General features: G+C 73.1%; 17 protein-coding genes and 1 pseudogene. 7 read left to right on the top strand and 11 right to left on the bottom strand.

What is annotated here, in order from left to right; all coding sequences use genetic code 11:
• Positions 1-85 precede the first annotated feature (85 nt).
• Positions 86-874 carry a hypothetical protein gene (locus tag ACFV9T_RS27180; protein WP_385444757.1) on the bottom strand — a complete coding sequence of 263 codons (789 nt, stop codon included), beginning with the start codon at positions 872-874 and terminating at the stop codon, positions 86-88.
• Between the two features lie 150 nt (positions 875-1024).
• On the bottom strand, positions 1025-2713 hold the full coding sequence (locus ACFV9T_RS27175) for a PucR family transcriptional regulator (RefSeq protein WP_385444769.1): 1689 nt from the start codon (positions 2711-2713) through the stop codon (positions 1025-1027).
• 227 nt (positions 2714-2940) lie between these two features.
• On the opposite strand from ACFV9T_RS27175, the gene ACFV9T_RS27170 reads away from it, so the two are divergent.
• The 4 genes from ACFV9T_RS27170 to ACFV9T_RS27155 all read left to right on the top strand — a co-directional run bounded on the left by ACFV9T_RS27170 (position 2941) and on the right by ACFV9T_RS27155 (position 8505).
• Positions 2941-3831, top strand: coding sequence for an FAD binding domain-containing protein (locus tag ACFV9T_RS27170; RefSeq protein WP_385444755.1), 891 nt, complete (start codon positions 2941-2943; stop codon positions 3829-3831).
• Positions 3822-4337: a (2Fe-2S)-binding protein gene (locus tag ACFV9T_RS27165; protein ID WP_385444753.1), complete on the top strand. Its 516-nt coding sequence runs from the start codon at positions 3822-3824 to the stop codon at positions 4335-4337. The genes ACFV9T_RS27170 and ACFV9T_RS27165 overlap by 10 nt, the downstream gene beginning before the upstream one ends.
• A 2-nt stretch (positions 4338-4339) precedes the next feature.
• A complete protein-coding gene (gene pucD / locus ACFV9T_RS27160; protein WP_385444752.1) occupies positions 4340-6709 on the top strand; it encodes a xanthine dehydrogenase subunit D in 2370 nt (789 codons plus the stop codon).
• 332 nt (positions 6710-7041) lie between these two features.
• Entirely contained in the window at positions 7042-8505 is a 1464-nt protein-coding gene (locus ACFV9T_RS27155) for a glycoside hydrolase family 6 protein (RefSeq protein WP_385444750.1), read from the top strand.
• On the opposite strand, the gene ACFV9T_RS27150 is transcribed toward ACFV9T_RS27155, so the two are convergent.
• Positions 8495-8725 carry a hypothetical protein gene (locus tag ACFV9T_RS27150; RefSeq protein WP_385444748.1) on the bottom strand — a complete coding sequence of 77 codons (231 nt, stop codon included), beginning with the start codon at positions 8723-8725 and terminating at the stop codon, positions 8495-8497. The two genes, ACFV9T_RS27155 and ACFV9T_RS27150, sit on opposite strands and share 11 nt — an antisense overlap.
• A 174-nt stretch (positions 8726-8899) precedes the next feature.
• Between ACFV9T_RS27150 and ACFV9T_RS27145 the strand changes: the two genes are divergently transcribed.
• Together ACFV9T_RS27145 and ACFV9T_RS27140 are read left to right on the top strand one after the other, a co-directional pair.
• Entirely contained in the window at positions 8900-9769 is an 870-nt protein-coding gene (locus tag ACFV9T_RS27145) for a helix-turn-helix domain-containing protein (RefSeq protein WP_385444746.1), read from the top strand.
• On the top strand, positions 9762-9971 hold the full coding sequence (locus ACFV9T_RS27140; protein WP_385444744.1) for a DUF397 domain-containing protein: 210 nt from the start codon (positions 9762-9764) through the stop codon (positions 9969-9971). Before ACFV9T_RS27145 ends, ACFV9T_RS27140 begins: the two co-directional genes overlap by 8 nt.
• An 18-nt stretch (positions 9972-9989) precedes the next feature.
• Here ACFV9T_RS27140 and ACFV9T_RS27135 read toward each other — a convergent pair whose 3' ends face one another.
• Both ACFV9T_RS27135 and ACFV9T_RS27130 read right to left on the bottom strand, forming a co-directional pair.
• The gene (locus ACFV9T_RS27135) at positions 9990-10502 is read right to left on the bottom strand and encodes a DUF6879 family protein (RefSeq protein WP_385444743.1); all 513 of its coding nucleotides are present in this window, start codon (positions 10500-10502) and stop codon (positions 9990-9992) included.
• Positions 10503-10669: 167 nt separating this feature from the next.
• Positions 10670-11554 (bottom strand): phosphatidylinositol-specific phospholipase C, encoded by an 885-nt coding sequence (locus ACFV9T_RS27130; RefSeq protein WP_385444741.1) that lies wholly within the window; start codon positions 11552-11554, stop codon positions 10670-10672.
• A gap of 174 nt (positions 11555-11728) precedes the next feature.
• Here ACFV9T_RS27130 and ACFV9T_RS27125 point away from each other — a divergent pair, with 174 nt between their 5' ends.
• Positions 11729-13450, top strand: a complete 1722-nt coding sequence (locus tag ACFV9T_RS27125; protein WP_385444740.1) for a hypothetical protein — start codon at positions 11729-11731, stop codon at positions 13448-13450.
• Between the two features lie 76 nt (positions 13451-13526).
• Here the strand turns inward: ACFV9T_RS27125 and ACFV9T_RS27120 are convergent, their stop codons facing one another.
• From ACFV9T_RS27120 to ACFV9T_RS27095, 6 genes and pseudogenes are all read right to left on the bottom strand, one after another.
• Positions 13527-14177 carry a cutinase family protein gene (locus ACFV9T_RS27120; protein WP_385444738.1) on the bottom strand — a complete coding sequence of 217 codons (651 nt, stop codon included), beginning with the start codon at positions 14175-14177 and terminating at the stop codon, positions 13527-13529.
• Between the two features lie 83 nt (positions 14178-14260).
• Entirely contained in the window at positions 14261-14605 is a 345-nt protein-coding gene (locus ACFV9T_RS27115; protein WP_385444768.1) for a helix-turn-helix domain-containing protein, read from the bottom strand.
• Positions 14606-15385: 780 nt separating this feature from the next.
• Positions 15386-16174: pseudogene (locus ACFV9T_RS27110) on the bottom strand (PucR family transcriptional regulator); the annotation flags it as partial.
• A gap of 122 nt (positions 16175-16296) precedes the next feature.
• Entirely contained in the window at positions 16297-17244 is a 948-nt protein-coding gene (locus ACFV9T_RS27105; protein ID WP_385444736.1) for an alpha/beta hydrolase, read from the bottom strand.
• 13 nt (positions 17245-17257) lie between these two features.
• Positions 17258-22024 carry a beta-ketoacyl synthase N-terminal-like domain-containing protein gene (locus ACFV9T_RS27100; RefSeq protein WP_385444734.1) on the bottom strand — a complete coding sequence of 1589 codons (4767 nt, stop codon included), beginning with the start codon at positions 22022-22024 and terminating at the stop codon, positions 17258-17260.
• Complete coding sequence (locus ACFV9T_RS27095; protein WP_385444733.1) at positions 22021-23778, bottom strand: fatty acyl-AMP ligase; 1758 nt, start codon at positions 23776-23778, stop codon at positions 22021-22023. The genes ACFV9T_RS27100 and ACFV9T_RS27095 overlap by 4 nt, the downstream gene beginning before the upstream one ends.
• Positions 23779-23839: the final 61 nt, after the last annotated feature.

Genomic DNA, 23839 nt, shown 5'->3' with positions numbered 1-23839 from the left:
CCCGGGGGCCGGGGCGGAGCCCCGGGTTCGGGAAGGGGCGGGGTGGGGAACACGTGCCACCGGCCCGCACCCGGCAGCGAAACCCTCAGGGCGCTAACTGGTCGGCCAGCCAGACGGGGACGCCACCCAGCAGGCGCACCAGGCGGGCCGCCTCGGCGCGCAGCCGAAGCGCCTCCGGCGGCTCCTCGACGTCCGCCAAAGAGGCCAGCGCGGGCGCGATACCGACCAGATAGCCCAGCTCCTCACGGATCCGCAGCGACTCGGCGAAGCCACGCCGGGCCTCGGCGAGGTTACCCTCCTCCTCGGCCATCCCGGCCAGATGGCGCCAGGTGAACGAGCGCAGCAGCGTATCCCCGTGCGTGGCGGCCCCCGCGTGGGCACGCTGGAAGGCGGCCTGCGCACCGGTGGGGTTGTGGGCGAGGTGCTGGGAGATCAGCCCGCGCCGGAAGTCCAGCAGCGGCCGAGTGGCCGACCCGGGCCCGAGCAGCGCGGCGGCCCGCCCGAGGGCGGTACGCGCCTCATCCGCGCGGTCCCGGTTCCCGAGCAGCGTGGAGGCGTACGCGAGATAGCCGCGCTCGCACGCGATGGCGCCCCGCTCGTTGTCGGTGAGCGCCAGGGCCTCGGCCGCCCGCAGCGCGTCCTCGGCCGCGTCCCAGCCACGGGACGTGTACATGCACCGCTCGATCAGGATGGCGCTGCGCTTGAGGGCCGCGGCCGCGTCGGCCGTGGCGTGCGGGGCGAGCAGCTCGGCGGCGTCCTTCCAGCACGCGCGCGAGCGCAGCCGCCATACCGCCGTGTCGAGCGGGTCGTCCGCCCGCCCGGTCCTTAGGCCGGAAAGGCCGGGATCAGAGTTCGACGATCCAGGTGGTGACATGGCGGTGTCCGCCACATTGCCCTCCCCAAGCGCGCCATCGAGCCGGAAGCCGTTGCCGAATCTCAACACGGAAGCGCGCGCCCGGCCAAGAGGTTGGTGTGAATGAATTCACAAACCACCGTCGAGGGTGGTGGTGCGGCCATCCGTCCGTCAGCTCATCCGTAGGGCGAGGAAGAAGTCCAACTTGTCCTCCAGCCGGGCCAGATCGCGCCCGGTCAGCTGCTCGATCCGGCCCACCCGGTAGCGCAGCGTGTTGACGTGGAGATGCAGCCGCGCCGCGCACCGCGTCCACGAGCCGTCGCACTCCAGAAAGGCTTCCAGGGTCGGGATCAGCTCGGCCCGGTGGCGGCGGTCGTACGCGCGCAGCGGGTCCAGCAGCCGGGCGGTGAAGGCGCGGCGTACGTCGTCCGGGACGAAGGGGAGCAGCAGGACGTGCGAGGCCAGCTCCTGGTGTCCGGCCGCGCTGACCCGGCCCGGCCGGGCGGCGGCCACCCGGCGGGCGTGCCGGGCCTCCTCCAGCGCGCCGCGCAGCGCCTCGGCGGAGTGCACGAGGGCGCTGACGCCCAGGGTCAGCCGGGCGTCGTCGCCCAGCCCCCGGGCGAGCGGTTCGCCGACGGCGGCGAGCAGGGCGTCCGCGTGCAGCCCGGCCCCGTCGTCCTCCGTGTCCTCCGCTGATACGACATCGGCGGGCACCGGCAGTGGCAGAAGCGCCACCGCCTCGTCCCCGGTGTGCGCGACGGCGATCCGGTCCGAGGGCCCGGCCCCGGCCGACCGGGGGTCCACCAGGATCTCTTCCAGCAGCGCCTGGGCGACCGGGCCGCCGTCCAGCTCGCCCTCAAGCCGCGCCACCACGACCTGCCAGTGCGGCACCGCGCCGCTGTCCAGCCCCGGCAGCAGCACCGGCGCCGCCACCCGCAGCCGGGCCGTGACCTCGCTGGTCGGCGCGCCCGTCTGGAGCAGCTCCAGCACCTCCTGGGCCAGCTGCCGCCGCACCGCACCGGCCGCGTCCCGCCGGTCGCGCTCGACCGCGATCAGCTGGGTGACCCCGTGCAGCAGGTCCAGCCGCTCGTCCGGCCACTCCCCGGCGTCCGCGGCGACCGCCAGCAGCCAGTCGGCGAGCGGGGTCGCGAGAGGGGGCGGGGTGTCGCCGCCGCTCGTACCGCCGCGGATCGGGAAGAGGGAGTACGCCACGCCGTTCGCGGCGGTCAGCCGGTGCGGGCCGTGGCGTCCGGCGCGCCGGGCGGCCAGATGCTCACCGGCCAGCTGGGCGCGGACCGGCCGCGGCAGCTCGGCGGCCTCGGGACCGGTCGGCCCGGCGATCAGGCGGCCGGTGGGGGAGAGCACCCAGGCGGCCAGATCGAGGTCCGAGCCGAGCAGATCGAGCACCACCTCGGGCCCGCCGCCGGTCGCCCCCGGGGCCATCAGCCGCCGGTGCCGGTCCACCACGGCAGCCAGATCCCCGGCCCGCTCGCCGGAGACCTGACGTACGACGTGCTCGGTGACCGACGCGAATGCCACGTCCTCGACCACGGAGAACAGCGGCAGCCGGTGCCGCGCGCAGGCCCGCACCAGATCCTCGGGTACGGAGCCCAGCTCCGCCTCGCCCGCCGCGAGCCCGGCCACCCCGGCGGCCACCAGGATCCGTACGAACCGCTCGGAGTCGTCCGGCTCGCGCCGCCACGCCAGCCCCGTCAGGACCAGTTCGCCGCCCGACAGATAGCGGCTCGGATCGCGCAGATCGGTGGTCATCACGCCGCGTACGGTGCGGTCCAGCTCGTCCTCGCCGCCGAGCAGGCGCAGGCCCAGGGCATCGGTTTCCAGCAGTGCGCGCAGCCGCATGGTGGTGCCAGCCGATCTCGTTTGGGTCACTCGTGTTCGTTACCGGTCGAATACCGCGAGGTTTCCGCTCCCCGTTGTTCGTTCGAATCTACAAGACCGGCCCGCTGGCCAGCCAATTGCTTCATGCCTTCGGTGACTGCACTGGCGGACGGCAGAGGGGTCTACTGGACTGGGAGCCGCGTGCACGAGTTCCTTCAGAACGGGTGAACTGGTGAGAAGAGAGGCCCATGGACTTCCTGCGCCCCGCCGACTGGCCGGAGGCGCTCGCCGCGAAGGCCGAGCACCCCGACGCCGTACCCATCGCGGGCGGCACCGATGTGATGGTTGAGCTGAACTTTGATCACCGGCGGCCCGAACGGCTGCTGGATCTGACCCGTATCGGCGAATTGGCCACGTGGCAGACCGGTGAGCGGACGGTCCGGCTCGGCGCCGGGGTTCCGTACACCCGGATCATCGACCGGCTGCGCCCCGAGCTGCCCGCTCTCGCGCTCGCCTCGCGCACCGTGGGCTCGCCGCAGATCCGCAATCGCGGCACGGTGGGCGGCAACCTCGGCGCCGCCTCGCCCGCCGGGGACGCGCATCCGGCGCTGCTGGCGGCCGGGGCCGAGGTGGAGGTGGCCTCGGTGCGCGGCACCCGGATGATCCCGGTCGAGGAGTTCTACACCGGGGTGAAGCGCAACGCGCTGGCGCCGGACGAGCTGATCAGGGCCGTCCACATCGAGAAGGCCGACGGGCCGCAGCAGTTCTCCAAGGTCGGCACGCGCAACGCCATGGTCATCGCGGTGTGCGCGTTCGCCCTCGCGCTGCATCCGCGCACCCGCACCGTACGGACCGGTATCGGCTCGGCCGCGCCCACACCGGTCCGGGCCCGGGCGGCGGAGGACTTCCTGACCGCGGCGCTCGCCGAGGGCGCCTGCTGGGACAGCGGCGAAACGATCCGGCCCGCGGTCGCCCGGGAGTTCGCCCAGCTGTGCGCGGCCGCGTGCGACCCCATCGACGACGTACGCGGCAGCGCCGCCTACCGCCGCCACGCGGTGACGGTCATGGCGCGCCGCACGCTCGGCTGGACCTGGCAGGCGTACCGCGAGGGTGAAGGGAGGGCCGCGGCATGCGCGTGAACATGACCGTCAACGGACGGCCGCAGCAGGCCGACGACGTCTGGGAGGGCGAGTCGCTGCTGTACGTACTGCGGGAACGGATGGGCCTTCCGGGCTCGAAGAACGCCTGTGAGCAGGGCGAATGCGGATCGTGCACGGTCCGGCTCGACGGTGTGCCGGTGTGCGCGTGCCTGGTGGCCGCCGGGCAGGCCGAGGGGCGCGAGGTGGTGACCGTCGAGGGGCTTCCGGAGTACGCGGAGCGCCGTACCTCCGGTGAGTCCGGGGGGAGCGCGCTGGCCCCCGTCCAGCAGGCGTTCATCGACGCGGGCGCCGTCCAGTGCGGCTTCTGCACCCCGGGCCTGCTGGTCGCCGCCGACGAGCTGCTGGAACGGCACCCCGACCCGTCCGACGCCGACATCCGCGAGGCGCTGTCCGGCAACCTCTGCCGCTGCACCGGCTACGAGAAGATCCTCGACGCGGTGCGCCTCGCCGCCGTCCGCACGTCGGCATCGGGAGAGGCGAGCTGATCATGCGACCCGACCGCGCCCCCACCAGGATCACCCAGTCCCATCTGACCGAGAGCCGGGGCAAGGGTCACATCGGCGAATCCACCCTCCGCCCCGACGGCACGCTCAAGGTGACCGGCGAGTTCGCGTACTCCTCCGACCTGTGGCACGAGGACATGCTGTGGGGCTTCACCCTGCGCAGCCCCCACGCCCACGCCGAGATCCGGTCCATCGACATCAGCGGGGCGCTGGCCCTGCCCGGCGTCCACGCCGTCATGACGTACGACGACCTCCCGGCGGCCACCCACTACGGGCTGGAGGTCCACGATCAGCCCGTCCTCGCCAAGGACCGGGTCCGCTACCACGGCGAGGCCGTCGCGATCGTCGCCGCCGACCACCCCGAGACCGCCCGCCGCGCCGCCGCCCGGATCGAGGTCGACTACGCCGAGCTGCCGCTGGTGGTCGACGAGGCCACCGCCACCGCGCCCGGCGCGCCGCTGCTCCACCCTGAGCGCACCGACCGCCACGCCGCCCACGCCCCGCACCCCAACATCGTCCACCGCCAGCCCGTGCGGCGCGGCGACGTCGCCGCCGCCAGGGCCCGCGCCGATGTCGTCGTACGCCGCGACTACGAGGTCGGCATGCAGGACCAGGCCTTCCTGGGCCCGGAATCCGGGCTCGCGGTGCCCGCCGAGGACGGCGGCGTCGACCTCTACATCGCCACCCAGTGGCTGCACGTGGACCGCGACCAGCTCGCCCCGGTGCTGGGCCTGCCGCCCGACAAGGTGCGGCTGACGCTCTCCGGGGTGGGCGGGGCGTTCGGGGCGCGCGAGGACCTGTCCATGCAGGCGCACGCCAGCCTGCTGGCGCTCCGTACCGGCAAGCCCGTGAAGATCGTTTACAACCGGTACGAGTCGTTTTTCGGCCATGTCCACCGACACCCCGCCAAGCTCACCTACGAGCACGGCGCCACCCGTGACGGCCAGCTGCTCTACGTCCAGTGCCGCATCGTGCTGGACGGCGGAGCGTACGCCTCCTCCTCCCCGGCGGTCGTCGGCAATGCCGCCTCCCTGGCGATCGGGCCCTACGTCGTCGAGCACGTGGACGTCGAAGCGCTCGCGCTCTACTCGAACAACCCGCCGTGCGGCGCGATGCGTGGCTTCGGCGCGGTGCAGGCCTGCTTCGCGTACGAGGCCCAGATGGACGCCGTGGCCCACGAACTCGGCCTGCACCCCGTCGAGTTCCGGCGGCGCAACGCCATGGAGCAGGGCGCCGTCATGCCCACGGGACAGGTCGTGGACTCCCCGGCCCCGGTCGCCGAGATCCTGCGCCGGGTCCGCGACCTCCCGCTGCCGCCCGAGCGCGCCTGGCAGACGGCGGACGGGGACGTCGACGTCCGCGCCCTGCCCGGCGGGCTGTCCAACACCACCCACGGCGAGAGCGTGGTGCGGGGCGTCGGCTACGCGGTCGGCATCAAGAACGTCGGCTTCTCGGAGGGCTTCGACGACTACTCCACGGCCCGGGTGCGGCTTGAGGTCATCGGCGGCGAGCCCGTCGCCCTGGTCCACACCGCGATGGCCGAGGTCGGCCAGGGCGGAGTCACCGTCCACGCCCAGATCGCCCGTACCGAACTCGGCGTCAGCCAGGTCACCATCCACCCCGCCGACACCCGGGTCGGCTCCGCCGGGTCCACCTCCGCCTCCCGCCAGACGTACATGACCGGCGGCGCCATCAAGCACACCTGCGAGGCGGTACGGGACGAGGTCTTCCGCCGCTGCGGCCTGCTCAGTGGCAGCGCCGGGCTGCTCCTGCGGGACGGCAAGGTGGTCACGGACACCGGGGAGGTCGTCGCCGATCTGACGGACCTTCTCGGCGACGACGCGATCGACATCGAGAGGGAGTTCCGACACCGCCCCACCGAGCCGTTCGACCTCACGACCGGTCAGGGCTTCGGCCACGTCCAGTACTCCTTCTGCGCCCATCGCGCGGTCGTGGAGGTCGACACCGAACTCGGCCTGGTCAAGGTCATCGAACTGGCGGCCGCCCAGGACGTCGGCAAGGCGCTCAACCCGCTGTCCGTCGTCGGCCAGATCCAGGGCGGCTCCACGCAGGGCCTCGGCCTCGCCGTGATGGAGGAGATCCTCGTCTCGGACGGCGCCCGGGTCCGCAACCCGTCCTTCACCGACTATCTGATCCCCACCATCCTCGACACCCCGACCATGCCGGTCGACATCCTGGAGCTGGCGGACCATCACGCCCCCTACGGGCTGCGGGGCGTCGGCGAGGCCCCGACCCTCTCCTCCACCCCGGCGGTCGTCGCGGCCATCCGCGCCGCGACGGGCCTGCGGCTGGGTCGGGTGCCGGTGCGCCCGGAGCACCTGACGGGCACGTGACGGGGGCGTGGCGGGGGCCCGTCTGTAGGGTCATCTGACGGAACGCCACCCATGGGCGGGAATCCCGTTACGCCACTCGGCGGACGCTCGCGTTGCCGGGTCCCGGTTTCTGAGTGAGCCTCAGAAACCGACCCATGCGCCCCGCCCCTTGGAGTACGCCCGTGCGAACGAGACGGAAAACCCTCGCCGTGTCGATGGCCGTTCTGGCCGCAACTGTCCTGCCCGTACTGAGTAGTTCAGCCGTTGGGGCTGCCGTACAGGAGCGCGCCGCCGCGCCCGTGCAGAGCAGCCGCCTCTACGCCCCCCCGGCCGACAGCGCCTCATACCGTCAGGTGACGCGGCTCGCCTGGCGGGGCGATTACCGCGCGGCCGCCGGGCTCCTCGCCATGGTGCGGACCCCGCAGGCGGTCTGGTACGGGGACGACACCCCGGCCGAGGTCGCGCGCCTCGTCCGGCAGACCACGAGCGACGCGGCGGGGCTCGGCAAGCTGCCGGTGCTGGCGCTCTACAACGTCCCGGGCCGCGACTGCGGCAGCTACTCGGCCGGGGGTGCGCGGACCACCGACGAGTACAAGGCGTGGATCGACGCCGTGGCGCAGGGCATCGGCGACCGCGAGGTGATGGTCGTCCTCGAACCGGACTCGCTGGCGCTGCTGCCGTCCGACTGCGGCGGGCAGGCGAGCGAGGACACCCCCGCCGAGGCCAAGCCCCTGATCCCGGCCGAGCCCACGACCCCGACCCCGGCCGCGACCCAGACCCCGGCCGCGGAGACGGTCCCGACCCCGGCCGCGGGTACGGCGGTGGCGGGTACGGCGGTGGCGGGTACGGCCACCACAGCCCCCGGGGCGACGACCCCCACCACCGCCCCGACCGCGAATCCGCAACCCGGCACCGTCACCACCTCCGGCGCTGCCACCGCCGCCGGGACCCCGGCCCCGAAACCGGCCACCCCGACCCCCGTCCCCACCCCGGCGCCGTTCCTCCCCGCCGACCCCGCGGACCTCGACAAGGAACCCGAGGTCATCCCTCAGCCGACCACCGAGTCCGCCACCGAGACCCCTGCCGAATCCACGGCCGAGACGGAAGCAGCGACGGAAGCAACGACGGAGGCGGCGACCGACGAGGACGCGCAGACCGTCGCCCGCTTCACCGAGATCAAGTACGCCGTCGACACCCTCATGGCGCTCGCCAACGCCAAGGTCTACCTCGACGCGGGCCACGCCGACTGGCACGCCGTCAGCAGCATCGTCCCGCGCCTCGTCAAGGCCGGTATCGACGAGGCCACCGGCTTCGCCCTCAACGTCTCGCACTACCAGACGGACCAGGCCAGCGCCCTGTACGGACGGCTCGTCTCCGCGTGCCTGGCCTACGTCGCCGACGGCGGCGACCCCGACACCTGCCCCGACCAGGGCTGGTCGCGGCGCCACCTCCGGGCCTGGCTGAGCGCCCATAAGCCGGACGACCCGTCGACGATGAAGCACTTCGTCACCGACACCAGCCGCAACGGCCGCGGCCCCTGGACCCCGCCGAGGTACCGCCGCCACGCGGACGCCCAGTCCTGGTGCAACCCGCCCCGCCGCGGCCTCGGCGCCCGCCCGACCACCGCCACGGGCGACCCGCTGCACGACGCCGCCCTCTGGGTGAAGACGCCCGGCCAGTCCGACGGCCGCTGCCTGCGCGGCACCTCCGGTCCCTCGGACCCGGTACGCGGGGTGGTGAACCCCGAGGCGGGCCAGTGGTTCGACGACCAGGCCCTGGAACTCGTCCGCTTCGCCCGCCCCACGGTCACTCCTTAGCCTTCGCCTCCACCCACACCAGACGCGCGGAGATGTGCGGCGGTCGCCCAAACCGCCGCACCCCGCGCTCCGGCGATCGCGTGGTCATCCGTACCCGGCCTTCGACACTGACGATCTCCGCGTGATCATCCAGCGCTATGCCCCATGCGGCGACCCGCGCGTCCTCTTCCTTGCCGTAGACCTGTACGACGGCGAACAATCGCGGCGCAGAGTCGTTCACTCGCCGTCGAAGCTCTCGTCCATCTCCATCCGTGGCCTCCTCGTGGGTGTTTTGAGTGGGCAAGAAGCTAGTCTTTGACGTGAAAGATATGAATCCCTCGAAAGGGTGAATGACCGCCATGTCCAATTCTCTGTAGTCTCGGGCGACACCGAGGAGTGGTCTGGGAGGGCTGACATGGCAGAGACTTCGGCGCAGTTACGGCGGTTGGGCACGGAACTCCGACGCCTTCGAGAGGCCACGGGCCGTACGCAGACGGACGTGGGCGAGGCACTGGGGCGCACCAAGACGACGATCCTCAACTGGGAACGCGGCAAGACCAAGCTCAGCAAGTCCGACCTGGTGTGCCTGCTGGCTGAACTGCGCGCACCGGCCGAGCTACGGAAGGGCCTGGAGAAGCTGCGCCAGGAAGCGCCGCGACGCGCGCCGCAGTGGGCGACGTACGGCCTGCCGGACTGGCTGCGGCCGCTGGTCAGTTTCGAGCAGGACGCGGTCGCGATCCAGACCTTCGAGCCTGTGCTGATTCCTGGCCTCCTCCAAACCGAGGAATACGCCCACGCAATTCACTCGGGTGGGAAACACAAGGTGGCTCCCGAGTTCGTTGAGAAGTGGGTCGCCGCGCGAATGAAGCGCCAGCAACGGCTGTCCGGTCCGGCTCCGGCGACGCTTCACGCGGTTATCGCCGAGGCGGCCCTGCGCCTTGAGGTGGGTGGGCGCGCGGTCTTCGCTCGGCAGTTGGAAAGCCTGCTCGAAGTCGGGTCAAGGGACCACATCACTGTGCAGGTACTGGCGGCGAGGGAGACCGGATACGGTGGCGTCGCCAGCAACTTCCATGTGCTCCACTTCGCCGAAGTGGACGAGTACCCGCCGTTGGCGTGCTTCGACGGGCCGCTTGGCGGTTACATCGTCAGTGACGAGGGGGATGTGGCCACGATGGTCAGGATGTTCGGTGATCTATGTCAGTTGGCACTCTCGGAGCAGGACTCAGCCGAGCTGCTGGCTAACACCTTGAAGCGTTACCGGAGGAAGGCCACTACACATGCTTGATCCGTCCATATCCGTGTGGCGTAAGTCCAGCTTCAGTGACGCGGGAGGAAACTGCGTAGAGGTCGCGCCACAGCCGGACGGCACCATCGCCGTCCGCAACAGCAACAACCCTGACGCGGGCGCGGTCTACTTCACCCGGGCGGAGATGGACGCCTGGCTCAAGGGCGTCAAGGCGGGGGAGTTCGACGACCTGGTGGACTGAGCTGACCTGTTCGGACTGTCAGGCCAACCCGAACGCCGCGTGCGGCGTTGCCCGCTTCCATACGGCCTCGAAGGCTGATTCACACAGCTTCACCGCCTCCGGGGTGTCCGTGAGTTCGCCCCCCACGCTCTCGCCCTCGCCGTCGAAGTGGTTGACGAGTACGAGGCTGGAGTCGAACAACCAGAAATCGTTGCCCGGAAGCGCGATGTCGGTCGCGTTGCGGCGCGAGAGCCACCGCACGCTTTCGCCCGCAGCGATGTTCAGCCCGTCCGTCACGTCGTACTCGAAGCGGATGTACTCGCTGGCCGGTGTCGACACGACGCGGGCGCGCCGCACCTCGACACCTCGCGAGGTCGCCTCCGTGACGATGGCGTGCCAGTCGGCCCAGCGCGCGGCTGGATCGAGGACCACACCGGCTTTCCAGTCGATGAAGGCCGGGTCCGACTTCATGTAGGCGTCACGCATTTCCAGGTGGACCGCAGTCCTCTGGCATTCGCGGAACAGTTCCTCAAACGTCGGGGTCCTCGTCACCCTTCACCTCCTGGAAGAACTGCACCATGCGCCGGGGATCTCTACCACCGTCTCATGTTCGGGGACGAGCCAGGAACTTGCCCGAACTTGCCCAGATGTTCGGGCAGTGAACTTGAGCGGTCCATCGGCGGCGGCTCATCGGCCAGGAGCCGCCGCCACCGCGTGCGTCAACCCGCCGGGTTGTGCCGTATCAGGGTGTCGACCAGGCCCGAGGTGGTGTTCGGGTAGTCCATCGGGACGATGCCGAGTCCCGTCCAGCTCTGGTTGCCCGCGTTCTCCAGCAGGGATTTGACCTGCGGGTTGAGGCGGTCCGCGTTGGAGCGGGGCGGGAGGAGGGCGGCGGTGCTGACGTAGTTGATGAACAGCTTGCCGGGCTGGGCCACCGCCTTGCGGAAGTGGGCCTCGATCTTGGGGTACTTGCCGAACGGCTCCGCCATGTAGTCGTCCTGGATGTCGAACAGCCCCGCGTCGCCGTACCGCACGCCCGGCATGTTGCCGGAGTCGGCGAGCAGGACGACCCGGCCACGGGACTGGCCCAGGGTCGGGAGGGTGGTGTCGAGGCGGAAGAGGGAGCGCCAGCCCTTGTCGTCGAGATAGGTGTCGAAGATCCGGCGGAACTCGGCGGCGCTCTCCTCCGAGTACTCCTGCTTGACGCGCATCAGCACGGTCTCGGACGGATGCGCGGAGAGGAAGGACCGGCAGGCGCCGAGCACATCGTCGAAGTTGAGGTTCTGGTAGAAGGCGCCGTGGTGGATGGGGAAGGCGTTGTCGAAGGCGCGGCAGCGGATGTCCAGGAAGCGGATGCCGCTGTTCAGCTGGTCGGCGATGGTGGTGTTCTGGCACTCGGTCCACGGCCCGCCGAAGCGGGCACCGGAGTCGTGTGTTCCGGGAAGGGTCAGCCGCTGCACGGGCGTGCCGTCGGCGATGCCGGAAAGCCAGTCCTGCGCGGCCAGCACCCGGGCCGGTGCGGCGGTCGCGACACCGCCTAATGCGGTGACCGCGCCCGCCGCCGACAGCGCGGCCGCGCTCTTGAGAAACCCTCGCCGATCCATCCGCATACTCCCGTCGCTCGCCCGTTCGTACCGTGCGCACGGCATCGAAGCACAGATGAGGAGCGGAGGGGAGTGGGGAAGTCCCTTGGGGCCTGGTGACAAAGGTGGGGTGGGGTGCTGCGTTCTTGTGAGCATGGGCGGGGTGGGGCCCGCGTGCGGTCCTACCGTCCCCGCATGGACATGACTCGTAGCAGAGGAAGTACCGCGAAAGCCCTGCGCGGTGCCGCGCTGGCGGGGCTGCTGGCGATGGGGTTGCTGGGCACGGGAGTGCCGGACGCCCGGGCCGAGAGCGCGCGGAGCGAGACGCGCGTGGGGGCGGAGGCCGGTGGGGTGACCGAGACGGTGGTGCGGGTGAAGGTGCCGCTGCCCGCGTCGTTCGGGGCGCGGCCCGCGGCGTGTGACTGGCTGTCGTATCTGCGCTACCGGGCCGCCGACGGGCCACAGGCCTCGGCCGACGCCGACCGGATCCTCGTCGCGCAGCCGGGGATCCTGGAGGGGGCCGGGGCGTTCGACAGCGTCGCCCGCAACACCGTGGCGCGCGCCGCGGAGCAGGGGCGGCACATCGAGTTCTGGGCGCTGGACCGGCGGTCCAACTGCCTGGAGGACCGCACCGGTATCGCCTCCGGCGATCAGCACGCGGCCGTCGACTACTACTACCGGGGCAAGGAGGTCGGTGGCCGCACCTTCGACGGGTACGTCGGGAACGGCCGGATGGGGTGGATGGCCAAGCTCGGCATCGAGCAGACCGTACGGGACGAATACGACCTGCTGGCCGCCGAGCTGCCCGACCAGCGGGTGCGGAAGCAGAAGGTGCTGTGCGGCGGCCACTCGCTCGGTGGTGTGATCACCGGCTATCTGGCGGTCGCCGACTTCGACGGCAACCCCGCCACCACCACCGACGCCGGATACAACCAGTGCGCGGGCTACTTCGCCCTCGACACCACCGTGTCCACCTCGCTCGGCGACCTGAGCGGCAGCATCCCGGACGACACCAACCTGCCCGACATCGGCCTCGGTTACGGCGTGGTGCAGGCCGGGCTCGACAGCGGGGTGCTGTCGCGGTCGCTGTCCGTGCCGGTCCTGCTCAACCCCGAGACGATGACCCTGCTGGGCATCGCCGGGCTGGGCGCCGTACGGGATCCGGGCGGCGAGGCCGACCTGCCGAGCTATCTGCCCGCGAACGTCAACATCGAGGCCACGAACCGCTTCCTGTTCTCCAAGGACACCGCCACCTTCCTCACCGGCAAGCCCGCGGTGAAGGACTTCCGGCTCACGAACGAGGCCGTGCTCGGCGCGCTGATGGACGACCACTCCGTGCCGCTGGCGTTCCTGCAGAGCAGCGTGGGCTTCTTCGACGGCGGGCCGGTCGTCGACAAGAGCTTCCCCGTGGCCAACGGTGGCGACGCGCAACCGGGGCTGTTCGGCGGCGAGTACAAGGCCATCCCGGACCGGCCCGGCGGGCCGCTCTACACCTGGCGGAATTACGACCGCGTCGGCGACCCCGACGACCCCGGGTACCGGTCGGCCGACGGGACACCGTTCACGGGTGCGGGCAAGGAGGTCACCGACATCCAGGAGCTGGCCCGCAGCCTGGCCGAGCAGCCGCTGGACTTTACCGAGCAGTACTTCCCGACGAAGCTGGTCACCGACCTTCAGCTGGCCACCTCGCCCCAGGTGAAACGGCTCGTCGTCCACCCGAAGGGGCTCACCGCCAACCCGACGCTCACCGTGCTCGCGGGCGACGGACTGCTGGCGGGCCGTATCCCGGCCGACCTGCATCCGGTGGTGGCCGACGGCTATCAGCACCTCGATGTGCTGACCGCGGCGCCGACGCAGAACAACGGTCGCCCCGAGCCGGTCTCTACGAACCTCGCGACGTTCGCCAGGGCGCTATAGCGATAGGGAGAAGGGCCCGGGAGCCGATCCTCCCGGGCCCTTCCCCTTTACGTGTGCGGGTTTACATGTACGGGGCTCAGACCTTGCCCGCGGCGAAGGTGGCCGCCGCGTCGGCGTTCGCGGTGTAGCCGAGGTGCGCTCCCACGTCGAGCCCGCCGCTCTGGCAGATGGGGTCGCCCTTGGCGCAGAAGTCGATGGTGCGGCTCTGGTACGTGCCGGTGACGCTCTTGCCGATGGCCCGGATCGGGTTGCCGAACAGCAACACGGCGGCGACCTTGGGTTCGAGCGCGGCGGGAATGGTCGCCACGATCGGGCTGCCGACCACCGCGCCCGCGCTGCTGATTCCGATGGAGTTGTCGACGACGTTGGCGCCCTGCGAATACCCGACCAGCACGAAGCGCTGGTTCGGGCACGCCGCCGCCTGGCTCTTGACGTGGTTCACGACGTCGGCGTTGCCCTGCGCGGCCGAGGTGAGGGAAAGGTCGGCGGGGTAGTTCACCTTGTAGCTGGAGAGGGTTTTGCCGGTGATTTTCTTCTGCAGCGCGGAATACACCGGATCGCCGACGATGAAGCCGAGGTTGCCCGGTTCGAAGGTGCCGCGGGCCGCGACGACGTCGATGTCGGCGCAGGCGGCGGCCGTTGCGGCCGTTGCAGCGGGGGCGGAGAGAGTGACCAGACCGGCCCCGCCGAGCAGCGAGAGCACGGCCAGGCCCAAGCGGATACGCATGAGGGGAATCCTTTGCGGATGAGGCGCGTGGAGCGCCTGCGGACAAGGACGTCCCGAAGGTATTCGCGTGAACTGACCGAGTGTTATGGACGGGAATTCAAATATTCCTCGCCTTTTTGTGCGGAGGTGAGTGCGGACGTCAGCCCTGAGGTGAGCGAGGGGAATTCGTTGCGCAGCGCCTCGGCGCGCAGGGCCAGGATGAGGTCCAGACGGCTGCCGGGGTCGTGCAGCGCGTCCCCGAAGAGCTTCTCCAGCTGGCGCAGGCGGTAGCGGACCGTCTGCGGGTGGATGTGGAGCCGGGCGGCGACATCGGGCACGTTGCTGCCGCTGAGCAGCCACGCGAGCAACGTCTCGGCGAGCCGCCCCCGCTGCGCCTCGGAAACGGCGGCGAGCGGCGCGAGGGCCCGTGCGTGGAGCTGGGCGAGCATGGGTTCGTCGCTGTGCAGGAGGAGCGTCGACAGATGGTCGGCACAGCGCACCACGCCCTGCCGGGGCAGGATGCCACGACCCATCAGCCCGAGAGCGCGAGTGGCCCAGTGCAGCGAACGCGCGGCGTCGGCGAGCGGCACAGTGGGCCCGATAGCCGCGGGCCGCCCCCGCAACGCAAGACTGAACGCCCGACTACCGAGCCCCCCGACCCCGCCGATTCCGGCCCTGGAGCCGCCGTAACCCCCGGAGCTGGAGCCGCCGCGGCCGGGGCTGCCGTAGCCTCCGGAACCGCCGTAGCCTCCGGAACCGCCGTGGCCACCGGTACCGCCGGAGCCGGATCTGCCGGAGCCACCGCGGGCACGACGGCCGCCGGAAGCGCCGGAAGCGCCGGAGCCGCCCGAGCTGCCGGAGCCACCGCGGCCGCTGGGGCCGCCAGGGCCCCCGGATCTGCCAGGGCCACCGTGGCTGCCGGACCCGCTGGAGTCGCCGGGGTCGCTGGATCTGCCGGAGCCGCTGTGGTCGCCCGAGGCGCCGGAGTTGCCGGGCCCGCCATGGGCGCCTGGGCCTCTGGAACCGCCGAACCCGCCCGTGCCGCCCGGGCTGCCGGAGTCACTGCGGCCGCCGGGCCCGCCGGGGGTGCCCGTGCCGCCGGATGGGCCGGGGCTGCCCGACTCGCCGGAGTCGCCCGAGCCTCCGGTGCCCCCGGGTCTGCCGGAGCCACCGCGGCCGCCCGAGCTGCCTGAGCCGCCTGAGCCGCCCGAGTCGCCAGGACCGCCTGAGCCGCCGAACCCGCCCGGGCCGCCGAAGCCGTCCATGCCACCGGACACACCGGCCTCCGCCACCGGTACCAGAATGCGCGGCGGGCGCGACTCCATGTCCACCAGGGCGCCCGCCGCCACCAGTGGCCACTCTTCCTCCCGCTGGTCCGCCGTGGCCGCGAGTGCCACCACCGCGACGTGGCCCGGCACCGGCCATCGGGCGGCGTGGGCCAGGGCCTGTACTGCCTCCGGGGACACCGGGCCCTCGCCCAGGAGCAGGTCGAGCAGTCGGCGGCGGCGCCGTTCCAGCTCGTCGGTGCTGTGCGACCGCGCCTCCGCGTACCCCGCCGTGGCCGCCTCGGCGACCTCGTGCACGGTACGGAACGCCAGCTCGCCCAGGGCGGCCACGACCGTGGAGTCCAGGCCCAGTTCCTCCGCCGTGCGGCCCAGCAGCCGCCAGGCGTGCAGGCCGCCGATCCGCAGCGCCGACTGCAGGGCGTCCAGGCTGCGGCCCTCCAGCGCCTCGCCGCGCCCGAGTTCGTAGTACGTCGTGGCGATCGAGGCGCCCTGGCCGCCCGGTTCGGCGATGTGGTCGACGAACAGGGTCAGCGCCTGGACGACCCCCGATCGGAGGTGCGCCCGGTACGCCTCGTCGGCCGGACGCGCGTACTCCGGGACCTGCCTGCGCACCTCCGCCTCCACCTCGTCGGCCACGCCCTCCAGCTGATCGCGCAGCAGTTTGGCCAGTTCGGGCGGGACCGGGGCGGCGTCGGGGCCGTCCGGTGCGCCGGGCGGGGCGGGGTCAGCCACGGCGGACCCTCCGTTCAGCCGGAAGCGGCTCACCCACGGGCCGTTGCCCGGGGCGCGCGGGACACGTACCGGGTTGGACGGACGTCCCCTGCGCTCCGTTCCGTGCCCCGACGGCACCGGCCTCACTCCGGCACCCCCAGCGCACCGGCGAGCATCGGCCACGACGCGGTGAACTCCCGCCTCCAGTAGGTCCAGCTGTGTCCTCCTCCCGCGTAGTAGTGGGTCGTGACGGGGATGCGGAGCAGCGCGAGCCGGTCCGTGAAGGAGTGGGCGGACGGCCACAGCACGCTCTCCAGCGCCTCGGGCAGCCAGTCGCCGATGCCGCCGATCACACCGCTGCCGCTGGACACGTACAGCGGTGTGCCGCGCAGTCCCTCGGCGCGGGCGCGCGGGTTGAAGTCGCGCCAGGTGAGCAGGTTGAGGACCGGGCTGCCCCACAGGGAGCGGGGCAGCAGCTTCTCGCGGGCCACGATGGCGTCCATCAGGGCGGGCATGCCGGGTGCCATGGTGTCGAGGGTCCCGCTGTACGAGGCCGCCGCGCCGAACACGCCCGGGTGGCGCGCCGCGTGCGCCATCGCGCCGTAGCCGCCGGTGGACACCCCGGCGACGGCCCGCACCCCGGAGGCCCGCCAGTCGCGCGCGAGCAGTGCGGGGACCTCGGTGAGCTGGAACGTCTCGTAGTCGGGGCCGCTGCGCCACGCGGTGGGAATGCCGGTGGGGCCCGCGTCCGGCATCGCCACGATCAGGTCCCGGCCCTCGGTGAACGCCTCGATGTCCGTCTCCCGGGTCCACGACGTGTAGTCGTCGTGGGCGCCGTGCAGCAGGTACAGCACGGGGTACGTCCGCCCGGGCGGCCGGGTGTCGAAGCCGGACGGCAGGATCAGCCGTACCGGCGCGCTGCGGCCCAGCGCGGCGGAGGGGACGGACAGGTCGAGGGTGCGCGGCCCGAGCCGGGTCGTGCCGTATGCGGCGGTGGCGGTCGTGGCGCCCGACACGACGGCCAGACCGGCGGCCGCCGCCGCTCGGGTGACGGCGCGCCGGGACACTCCGGTGGTGCGGTGGTGGGACATGGCGGCTCCTCGATCAGGTTCGGCGGTTGTCCTCGGCGAGCAGCCGCCGCAGATGGGCGGCGATCTCGTCCACGCAGGGCGGGTCGAGCAGCGACAGATGGTGTCCGGCGACCGGTACGACCGTCAGGCGCGGGCACACCTCGTCCCAGCCGAGCGCGTCGTCCTCCCGTTCGTACGCGGGGTCGCGCACGGTGTGCGGCGCGGGTTCGCAGGCCCGGTAGAGCACCACCGGCCCGTCGTGGCGGCCCGGCCGGTGCGCCTCGCCGATCCTCAGGTCCAGGTACGAGGAGCGCTGGTGCTCCAGCGCGGCGGGTGGCACGTCGGCTGCCTCGCGCAGGGCCCGCAGCACGGTGTCGATGCGCTCGCCGTCGTCGTCCATCGCGGTCAACTTGTCGTAGAGCAGGTTGAGTTGGACCCCGTAGGTGTCGGCGACGTGGCGGGCGAACCCGGTGAAGTGGGCGCGGATGCGGTCGGCCGGTGTGCGGCCGGGCTGGGGGAGGGGGCGTACGGAGTCGATGAGCGCCACCAGCGCCACGTCCCTCCCGGCGGCGGTGAGCTGCCGCGCGGTCTCCTGGGCGACGAAGCCGCCGAAGGACCAGCCGCCCAACAGGCAGGGCCCGTCGGGGTGGACGGCGGCGACGGAATCGGCGTAACGGCGCGCCTTCTCGGCCACCGTACGGGCCTCCTCGACCCGCTCCAGTCCGTACACCGGCTGCTCGCCGCCGAGCCGTTCGGTGAGCGCCCGGTAGACGTCGGTGGTGCCGCCCGCGGCGTGGACGAGGAAGAACGGTGGCCGGGAGCCGGTGGCCTGAAGGACGCGCAGGCTCGCGTCCCGCGCGGGCAGCGCCCGCTCGATGCGCGCGGCCGCCTCCGCGACGGTGGCGGCGCCGAGCAGATCGCGCAGCGGCAGCTCGATCGCGAACTCCCGCTCCAAGGCGGTGCGGATGCGGACGGCCATCAGCGAGTCCAGGCCGAGCTGGGCGAGGGCGGTGGCCGGGGTGACGCGGGCGGGCGGGTGGCCGGTGACGGCGGCGATGTGGTGGCACAGGCGGGCGGTGATGGACGTGTCCTCGGCGGCGTGGCTGGTGTCGACGGGCGCGGTGCCCGGGTGCGCCGCGCCTGCGTGGGTTGCCGTCCCGGGCGCCATGCCCGCGCGTACTTCTGTCACGGGCGCCGCCGGTACATCCGCGGCCGCCACGGCCCCCGTACGCCCGTCAGTCCACCAGTGCCGCACATGCCGCCAGCGCGGCGCGGGCAGGTCGATGACGCGCCCGGGCGGCGGCGGCAGCCGCAGGCCCGCGGCGTACAGGGCGCCCACCTGGGCCAGGAACCCGGCGGAGCCGTCCGCGTCCCGGCGCAACGTGCCGACGGCCAGGGCGCCGGGCGCGGTGTCGGCCAGCGCCCGGGTCAGCACCGGGTGCGGCGAGATCTCCACGAACGCGCTGTGGCCATCGGCCGCGGCGGCCGCGACCGCCCGGTCCAGGCGCACGGGCCGCCGCAGGTTCGCGGCCCAGTGGGCGGCGTCGAACACGCAGTCGCCGCGCGGATCGTCCAGCACGGTGGAGTACACGGGGACGCGGGGCGGTGTGCCCCGGACCCCGGCCAACTCCTGGGTCAACTCCGCGAGCAACGGCTCGACCTGCGGCGAGTGCCCCGCACCCACCACCCGCATGGCCCGCGCCACCCGCCCCTCCCGCTGCAGCCGCCGCACGAGCCGGGCCACCGCCGGTTCGTCGCCGGTGACCACCTTCTGGCTGGGGGAGGAGTGGACGGCGACATGGACACCGGGGAAGTCCCGTGCCAGCGCGCCGAGTTCGTCATCCTCCACATCGACGACCGCCATGGCGCCACCACGCAACCCGCTGAGCAACCGGGCCCGTACGGCGACCACCCGCGCCGCGTCCGCCACCTCCAGGGCACCCGCGCACACCGCGGCGGCCACCTCGCCCATGGAGTGGCCGACGACGGCGGCGGGCTCGACACCGTACGAACGCCACAACTCGGCAAGCGCCACCTGCAGCCCGAACAGCACCGGCTGGGCCACCTCCAGGCGGTCGAGGTCGCCGCCGGACGCCAGGTGGTCGTACAGGGACATGCCGCACTCCGGGGCGAGCTGCGCGTCGAGCTTCTCGACGGCGGCGGCGAAGGCGGGCTCCTCGGCCAGCAGCCGCCGCCCCATCCCGGACCACTGGCTGCCGTACCCGGAGAACACCCACACCGGCCCGCGCCCGGCGGCCACATCCCGGTCGTCGGACACGACGCGCGCGTCGGGACGCTCCGCCCCCAACGCGCTTAGCGCGTCGGCGAGTTCGTCACGGTCGCGCGCGACGACCGCGGCACGCACGGCCCCACGCCCGGCGCGCCCGGCGAGCGTACGCGCCACATCGGCGAGACACGCGGCGCTGCCCTCGGGCGCACGGAGCCACGCGGCGATCCGGTCGGCGGTGTCCCGAAGGCGCGCGGTGTCGACGTCGGAGAGCAGATACAGACGCGCGGTCCCCTCCGGGGGTAGTGGCGCGGTGGCGTGTCCGCCGAGTCCGGCCGGGTCTGCGGCGTCTCGCGTGCTCGCCCCAGGTGGCGCGCCCCTGGACGGCGTTCGGGAGGTGCCCTTGCGAGGGTGCTCCCCGGCGTTTGCGGGCTCACGCGGCGTGGCGTCGATGCGCCTTGGTGGCGGCGTGGCGTGTTCGCTAACTCCCGCAGACACTGCGGCATTTGGCGTGCTGCCGCCGGTAGGCGCCGCTTCTCGCGCCGTGGTTGGGCTCGTCCGAGCGGGCCCGTCCCCGACCTCCGTGGGCTCGCCCGGTGCGACGCCGACACATCCTGGTGGCGCGGCGGCACGTCCGCCAACTCCCGCCGCGTGCGCGCCCCCTGGCGTGCTCGTTTGGGGAGGCGCGCTCCCGGGTTCCGTGTGGGCGGTGTCCGGGCGAGAGTGCTCCCCGGTCTCCCCGGTCTCTGCGGGCTGGCCCGGCGCGGCGCCGACAGGCCTCGGTGGTGCGGGGGCGCGTTCGCCACGTTCCGCCGGGTCTACGGGCTGGCCCGGCGCGGCGCCGATACGCCTCGGTGGCACCAGGGCGGCGTGTTCGCCGAGTCTCGCCGGGTCCGCGAGGTCTGGGCCGCTCGCCCAAGGAGACCCGCCCCCGGACGCCGTCCGGGCGGTGCCTCCGCCGGGGTGCGCCTCGGCCAGCGCGGGCTGGTCCAGGAGGGCGCCCGTACGGCCTGGGGCCGGTCGCCACTCCTCCAGCACCGCATGGGCATTGGTGCCGCCGAAGCCGAAGCCCGAGACCCCGGCGGTGGCCGTACCCCCGTAGCGGGGCCAGGGCTCGGGCTCGGTCACGACGCGCAGGCGTTCGTCGTCCAGGGCGGTGCCCTCGGCGCAGTGCAGCGAGGTCGGGATGACGTCGTGGTGCAGCGCGAGCACCGTCTTCACCAGGCCCGCGATGCCCGCGGCGGACTCCAGGTGGCCGAGGTTGCCCTTGACGGAGCCGAGCAGCAGCGGCTGGTCGGGGTCGCGGCCCGCGCCGAGTACCGCGCCGAGCGCGCCCGCCTCGATCGGGTCGCCGAGCGGGGTGCCGGTGCCGTGTGCCTCGACGTGGTCGATGTGCGCCGGGGCGAGCCCGGCCCGTGCGTACGCGGTCGCCAGGAGGGCCCGCTGGGCGGCGGGGTTGGGGGCCAGGAGGCCGTTGGAGCGGCCGTCGGAATTGACGGCCGTGGCGCGGATGACGGCGAGCACGCGGTCGCCGTCCCGCTCGGCGTCGGACAGCCGCTTCAGCAGCACCGCCGCACACCCCTCACCCCGCCCGATGCCGTCCGCCGCCGCCGAGAACGGCTTGCACCGGCCGTCCGGGGCGAGCGCCCCCGCCCGCCGGAACGCCACGGTGACGGTGGGGGAGAGCAGCAGGTTGACCCCGGCGGCGATCGCCGTGTCGCTCTCGCCCGTGCGCAGGCTGACGCAGGCGTGGTGGACGGCGACCAGCGACGACGAGCAGGCCGTGTCGACCGCCATGCTCGGCCCGCGCGCGTCCAGGACGTACGACAGACGGCCCGCCGCCACGCTCAGCGCGCCACCGGCCGGTGCCCACGGATCGACGGCCGCCGGGTCGGCGCCGGTGAGCTGCCCGTACTCGGGCGCGGAGACCCCGACGAAGACACCGGTGGCGGTGGCGGCCAGCGACGCGGCCGGGACGGCGGCGTGGTCGAGCGCTTCGTGGACGACCTCCAGGAGGATGCGCTGCTGCGGGTCCATCACCGCGGCCTCGCGCGGGGTGATGCGGAAGAAGTCCGCGTCGAACCCGGCGATGTCGTCGAGGTAGCCGCCGTACGGGGGCGCGTCGGCGGGCGGGAACGCGGTGAAGTCGCGCCACCGGTCCTCCGGGACGCGCCGGATCGCGTCGGTGCCCTCGCTGAGCAGCCGCCAGTAGTCGTCCGGGCCGTGCACACCGCCGGGCAGTCGGCAGCCGATCCCGATGACGGCGATGGGTTCGCCGGGCGGGGGCGGGGGCGGGGGAGGGGCGATGCCCGTCGGGCCGTCGTCCATACCGCACAGCCGCGCCACCAGCGCATCGCCCGTAGGCGCCTCCCACAGCAGCGTCGCGGGCAGTTCACGCCCCACCGCACGGGACAGCTCCCCGGCCAGGACGACCGCGTCCCGGGAGGACATGCCGAGGTCCGCGAGCGGCCGGTCCATCGGGACGTCACCGGCCGCCGTGCCCCGCCACGCGGCCACCTGCTCGGTGACCAGGCGGCGCAGCGCGCCCTCACGGGCATCTCCGGCGGCCCTCATTCCGCGGCCCCCGGCGTGGCGTAGGCCCCCGCCAGATAGCGCTCGCGGGTCAGCGCCCGCGACACCTTGCCGCTGGAGGTGCGGGGCACGGTGCCCGGCGGGACGAGGACGACATCGGCGAGCCGCAGCCCGTGCCGGGTCGACACGGCCGCGCACACCTCCCGCATCAGGGCCGGTACGTCGATGTCGTCCAGCGCCGTGTTCCGGGCGTGCTCCGCCACGACGATCACCCGCTCACCGAAAGCGCCCGCTGTAGCGAAGGCGGCGAGCCGGTCGCGCCGTACGGCCGGATGCGCGTCCTGGGCGGTGGCCTCCACGTCCTGCGGGTAGTGGTTGCGGCCGTCCACGACGATGAGGTCCTTCAGCCGCCCGGTGACGATCAGCTGCCCGTCGAGGACCGTGCCCAGGTCGCCCGTACGCAGCCAGCCGCCGCCCGGACCAGCGGGGGGATCGTCGGCGAACGCGGCGCCGAAGACACGCCGACTCTGCCCGTCCTGATTCCGGTAGCCGCGCCCCACATTGGGCCCCCGCACCCAGATCTCGCCGACCTCTCCCTCGTCCAGCGCGGCGCGCGAGACGGGATCGGCGATACGCACCCGCTGGCCCGCCGGAGTGCCGCACCCGGCCAGCAGCACGGCCGTCGGATCGTCGGCCCGCGCGGAAAGCGCCTTACCGGTGGCGAGGGCGTCACGGTCGAGCGCGAAGCGGCGTAACGGTTCCCCGGGGCGGGCCGCGCTGACGAAGACCGTCGCCTCGGCGAGCCCGTACGACGGGCAGTGGGTCTCCGGCGCGAGCCCCTGGGCGGCGAACGCGGCGTGGAAGCGGTCGGCGGTGCCGGGGCGGACGGGCTCGCTGCCGTTGATCAGCGCGGTGACGCCGTCCAGCCGCAGGTCCGCCTTCTGCGCGTCGGTGACCGTCGAGGCGCAGTAGTCGTAGGCGAAGTTGGGCGCGGCGCTCACCGCGCGCGGGTGCGCGGCCAGCAGCCGCAGCCAGCGCACCGGCTCGTGCAGGAACGCGACGGGGTCCATGAGCACCGACAGGAGCCCCCGCACCACCGGGGCGGCGACGCTCAGGACGAGTCCCATGTCGTGGTAGAGCGGCAGCCAGCCGACGCAGCTCACCGGGTGGGCGTCGGCGCCGTAGGCGGTGAGCGCCTGGCGGGCGTTGGCGACGACATTCGCATGGGTGATTTCCACGCCAGCCGGAACCCGAGTCGAGCCGGAGGTGTATTGCAGGTAGGCGACCGCCGAGTCGTCCGGTGCGCCAGGCCGCCAGGCGTGGGCATGGGCATCGGACACCTGGTCGGCGGCGATGACAGGAAGGGACCGGTCCGTGCAGAACTCGCGTACGTCGTCCAGGACATGGCCCGTCGTCACGACGGCCGAGGGAGCCGCGTCGGCCAGCACGGCCGAGAGCCGGTCGCCGTGCCCCGGCAGGCCCGGCGGATACAGGGGCACGGCGACCAGCCCGGCGGCGAGCGCCGCGAGGAAGGCGGTCACGTATTCCGTCCCCTGCGGGCACAGCAGCGCCACCCGCGCCCCGGGCTCGCACTCCTCGGCGAGCCGCGCGGCCACCGCCCGGACCCGCAGGTCCAGGCGCCGCCAGGTCAGCGTGCGGTGGACACCGCGCGAGTCGGGGGCGGGATGCTCGACGAAGGTGAAGGCGCGGCGGTCGGGGGTGGCCTGGGCCCAGTGCCGTAGATACTCCGGCAGGCTGTGGAACGCGGGCGCGAGCGTGGTGCGGCGGCTGTCCATCGGGCATGGCTCCTCACGTCAACGTCAACATCGACATCACGGGATGGACTTGCGGGGGCGG

The organism is Streptomyces sp. NPDC059850 (assembly GCF_042731515.1).
Lineage (GTDB): Bacteria > Actinomycetota > Actinomycetes > Streptomycetales > Streptomycetaceae > Streptomyces.
This window is presented reverse-complemented; position numbering and strand designations above follow the sequence as displayed.

Coding starts and splice junctions, on each gene's coding strand:
- ACFV9T_RS27180 (WP_385444757.1), bottom strand. CDS start 874: ATGTCACCACCTGGATCGTCGAACTCTGATCCCGGCCTTTCCGGCCTA.
- ACFV9T_RS27175 (WP_385444769.1), bottom strand. CDS start 2,713: ATGCGGCTGCGCGCACTGCTGGAAACCGATGCCCTGGGCCTGCGCCTG.
- ACFV9T_RS27170 (WP_385444755.1), top strand. CDS start 2,941: ATGGACTTCCTGCGCCCCGCCGACTGGCCGGAGGCGCTCGCCGCGAAG.
- ACFV9T_RS27165 (WP_385444753.1), top strand. CDS start 3,822: ATGCGCGTGAACATGACCGTCAACGGACGGCCGCAGCAGGCCGACGAC.
- pucD (WP_385444752.1), top strand. CDS start 4,340: ATGCGACCCGACCGCGCCCCCACCAGGATCACCCAGTCCCATCTGACC.
- ACFV9T_RS27145 (WP_385444746.1), top strand. CDS start 8,900: ATGGCAGAGACTTCGGCGCAGTTACGGCGGTTGGGCACGGAACTCCGA.
- ACFV9T_RS27140 (WP_385444744.1), top strand. CDS start 9,762: ATGCTTGATCCGTCCATATCCGTGTGGCGTAAGTCCAGCTTCAGTGAC.
- ACFV9T_RS27130 (WP_385444741.1), bottom strand. CDS start 11,554: ATGGATCGGCGAGGGTTTCTCAAGAGCGCGGCCGCGCTGTCGGCGGCG.
- ACFV9T_RS27125 (WP_385444740.1), top strand. CDS start 11,729: ATGGACATGACTCGTAGCAGAGGAAGTACCGCGAAAGCCCTGCGCGGT.
- ACFV9T_RS27120 (WP_385444738.1), bottom strand. CDS start 14,177: ATGCGTATCCGCTTGGGCCTGGCCGTGCTCTCGCTGCTCGGCGGGGCC.
- ACFV9T_RS27115 (WP_385444768.1), bottom strand. CDS start 14,605: ATGCTCGCCCAGCTCCACGCACGGGCCCTCGCGCCGCTCGCCGCCGTT.
- ACFV9T_RS27105 (WP_385444736.1), bottom strand. CDS start 17,244: ATGTCCCACCACCGCACCACCGGAGTGTCCCGGCGCGCCGTCACCCGA.
- ACFV9T_RS27100 (WP_385444734.1), bottom strand. CDS start 22,024: ATGAGGGCCGCCGGAGATGCCCGTGAGGGCGCGCTGCGCCGCCTGGTC.
- ACFV9T_RS27095 (WP_385444733.1), bottom strand. CDS start 23,778: ATGGACAGCCGCCGCACCACGCTCGCGCCCGCGTTCCACAGCCTGCCG.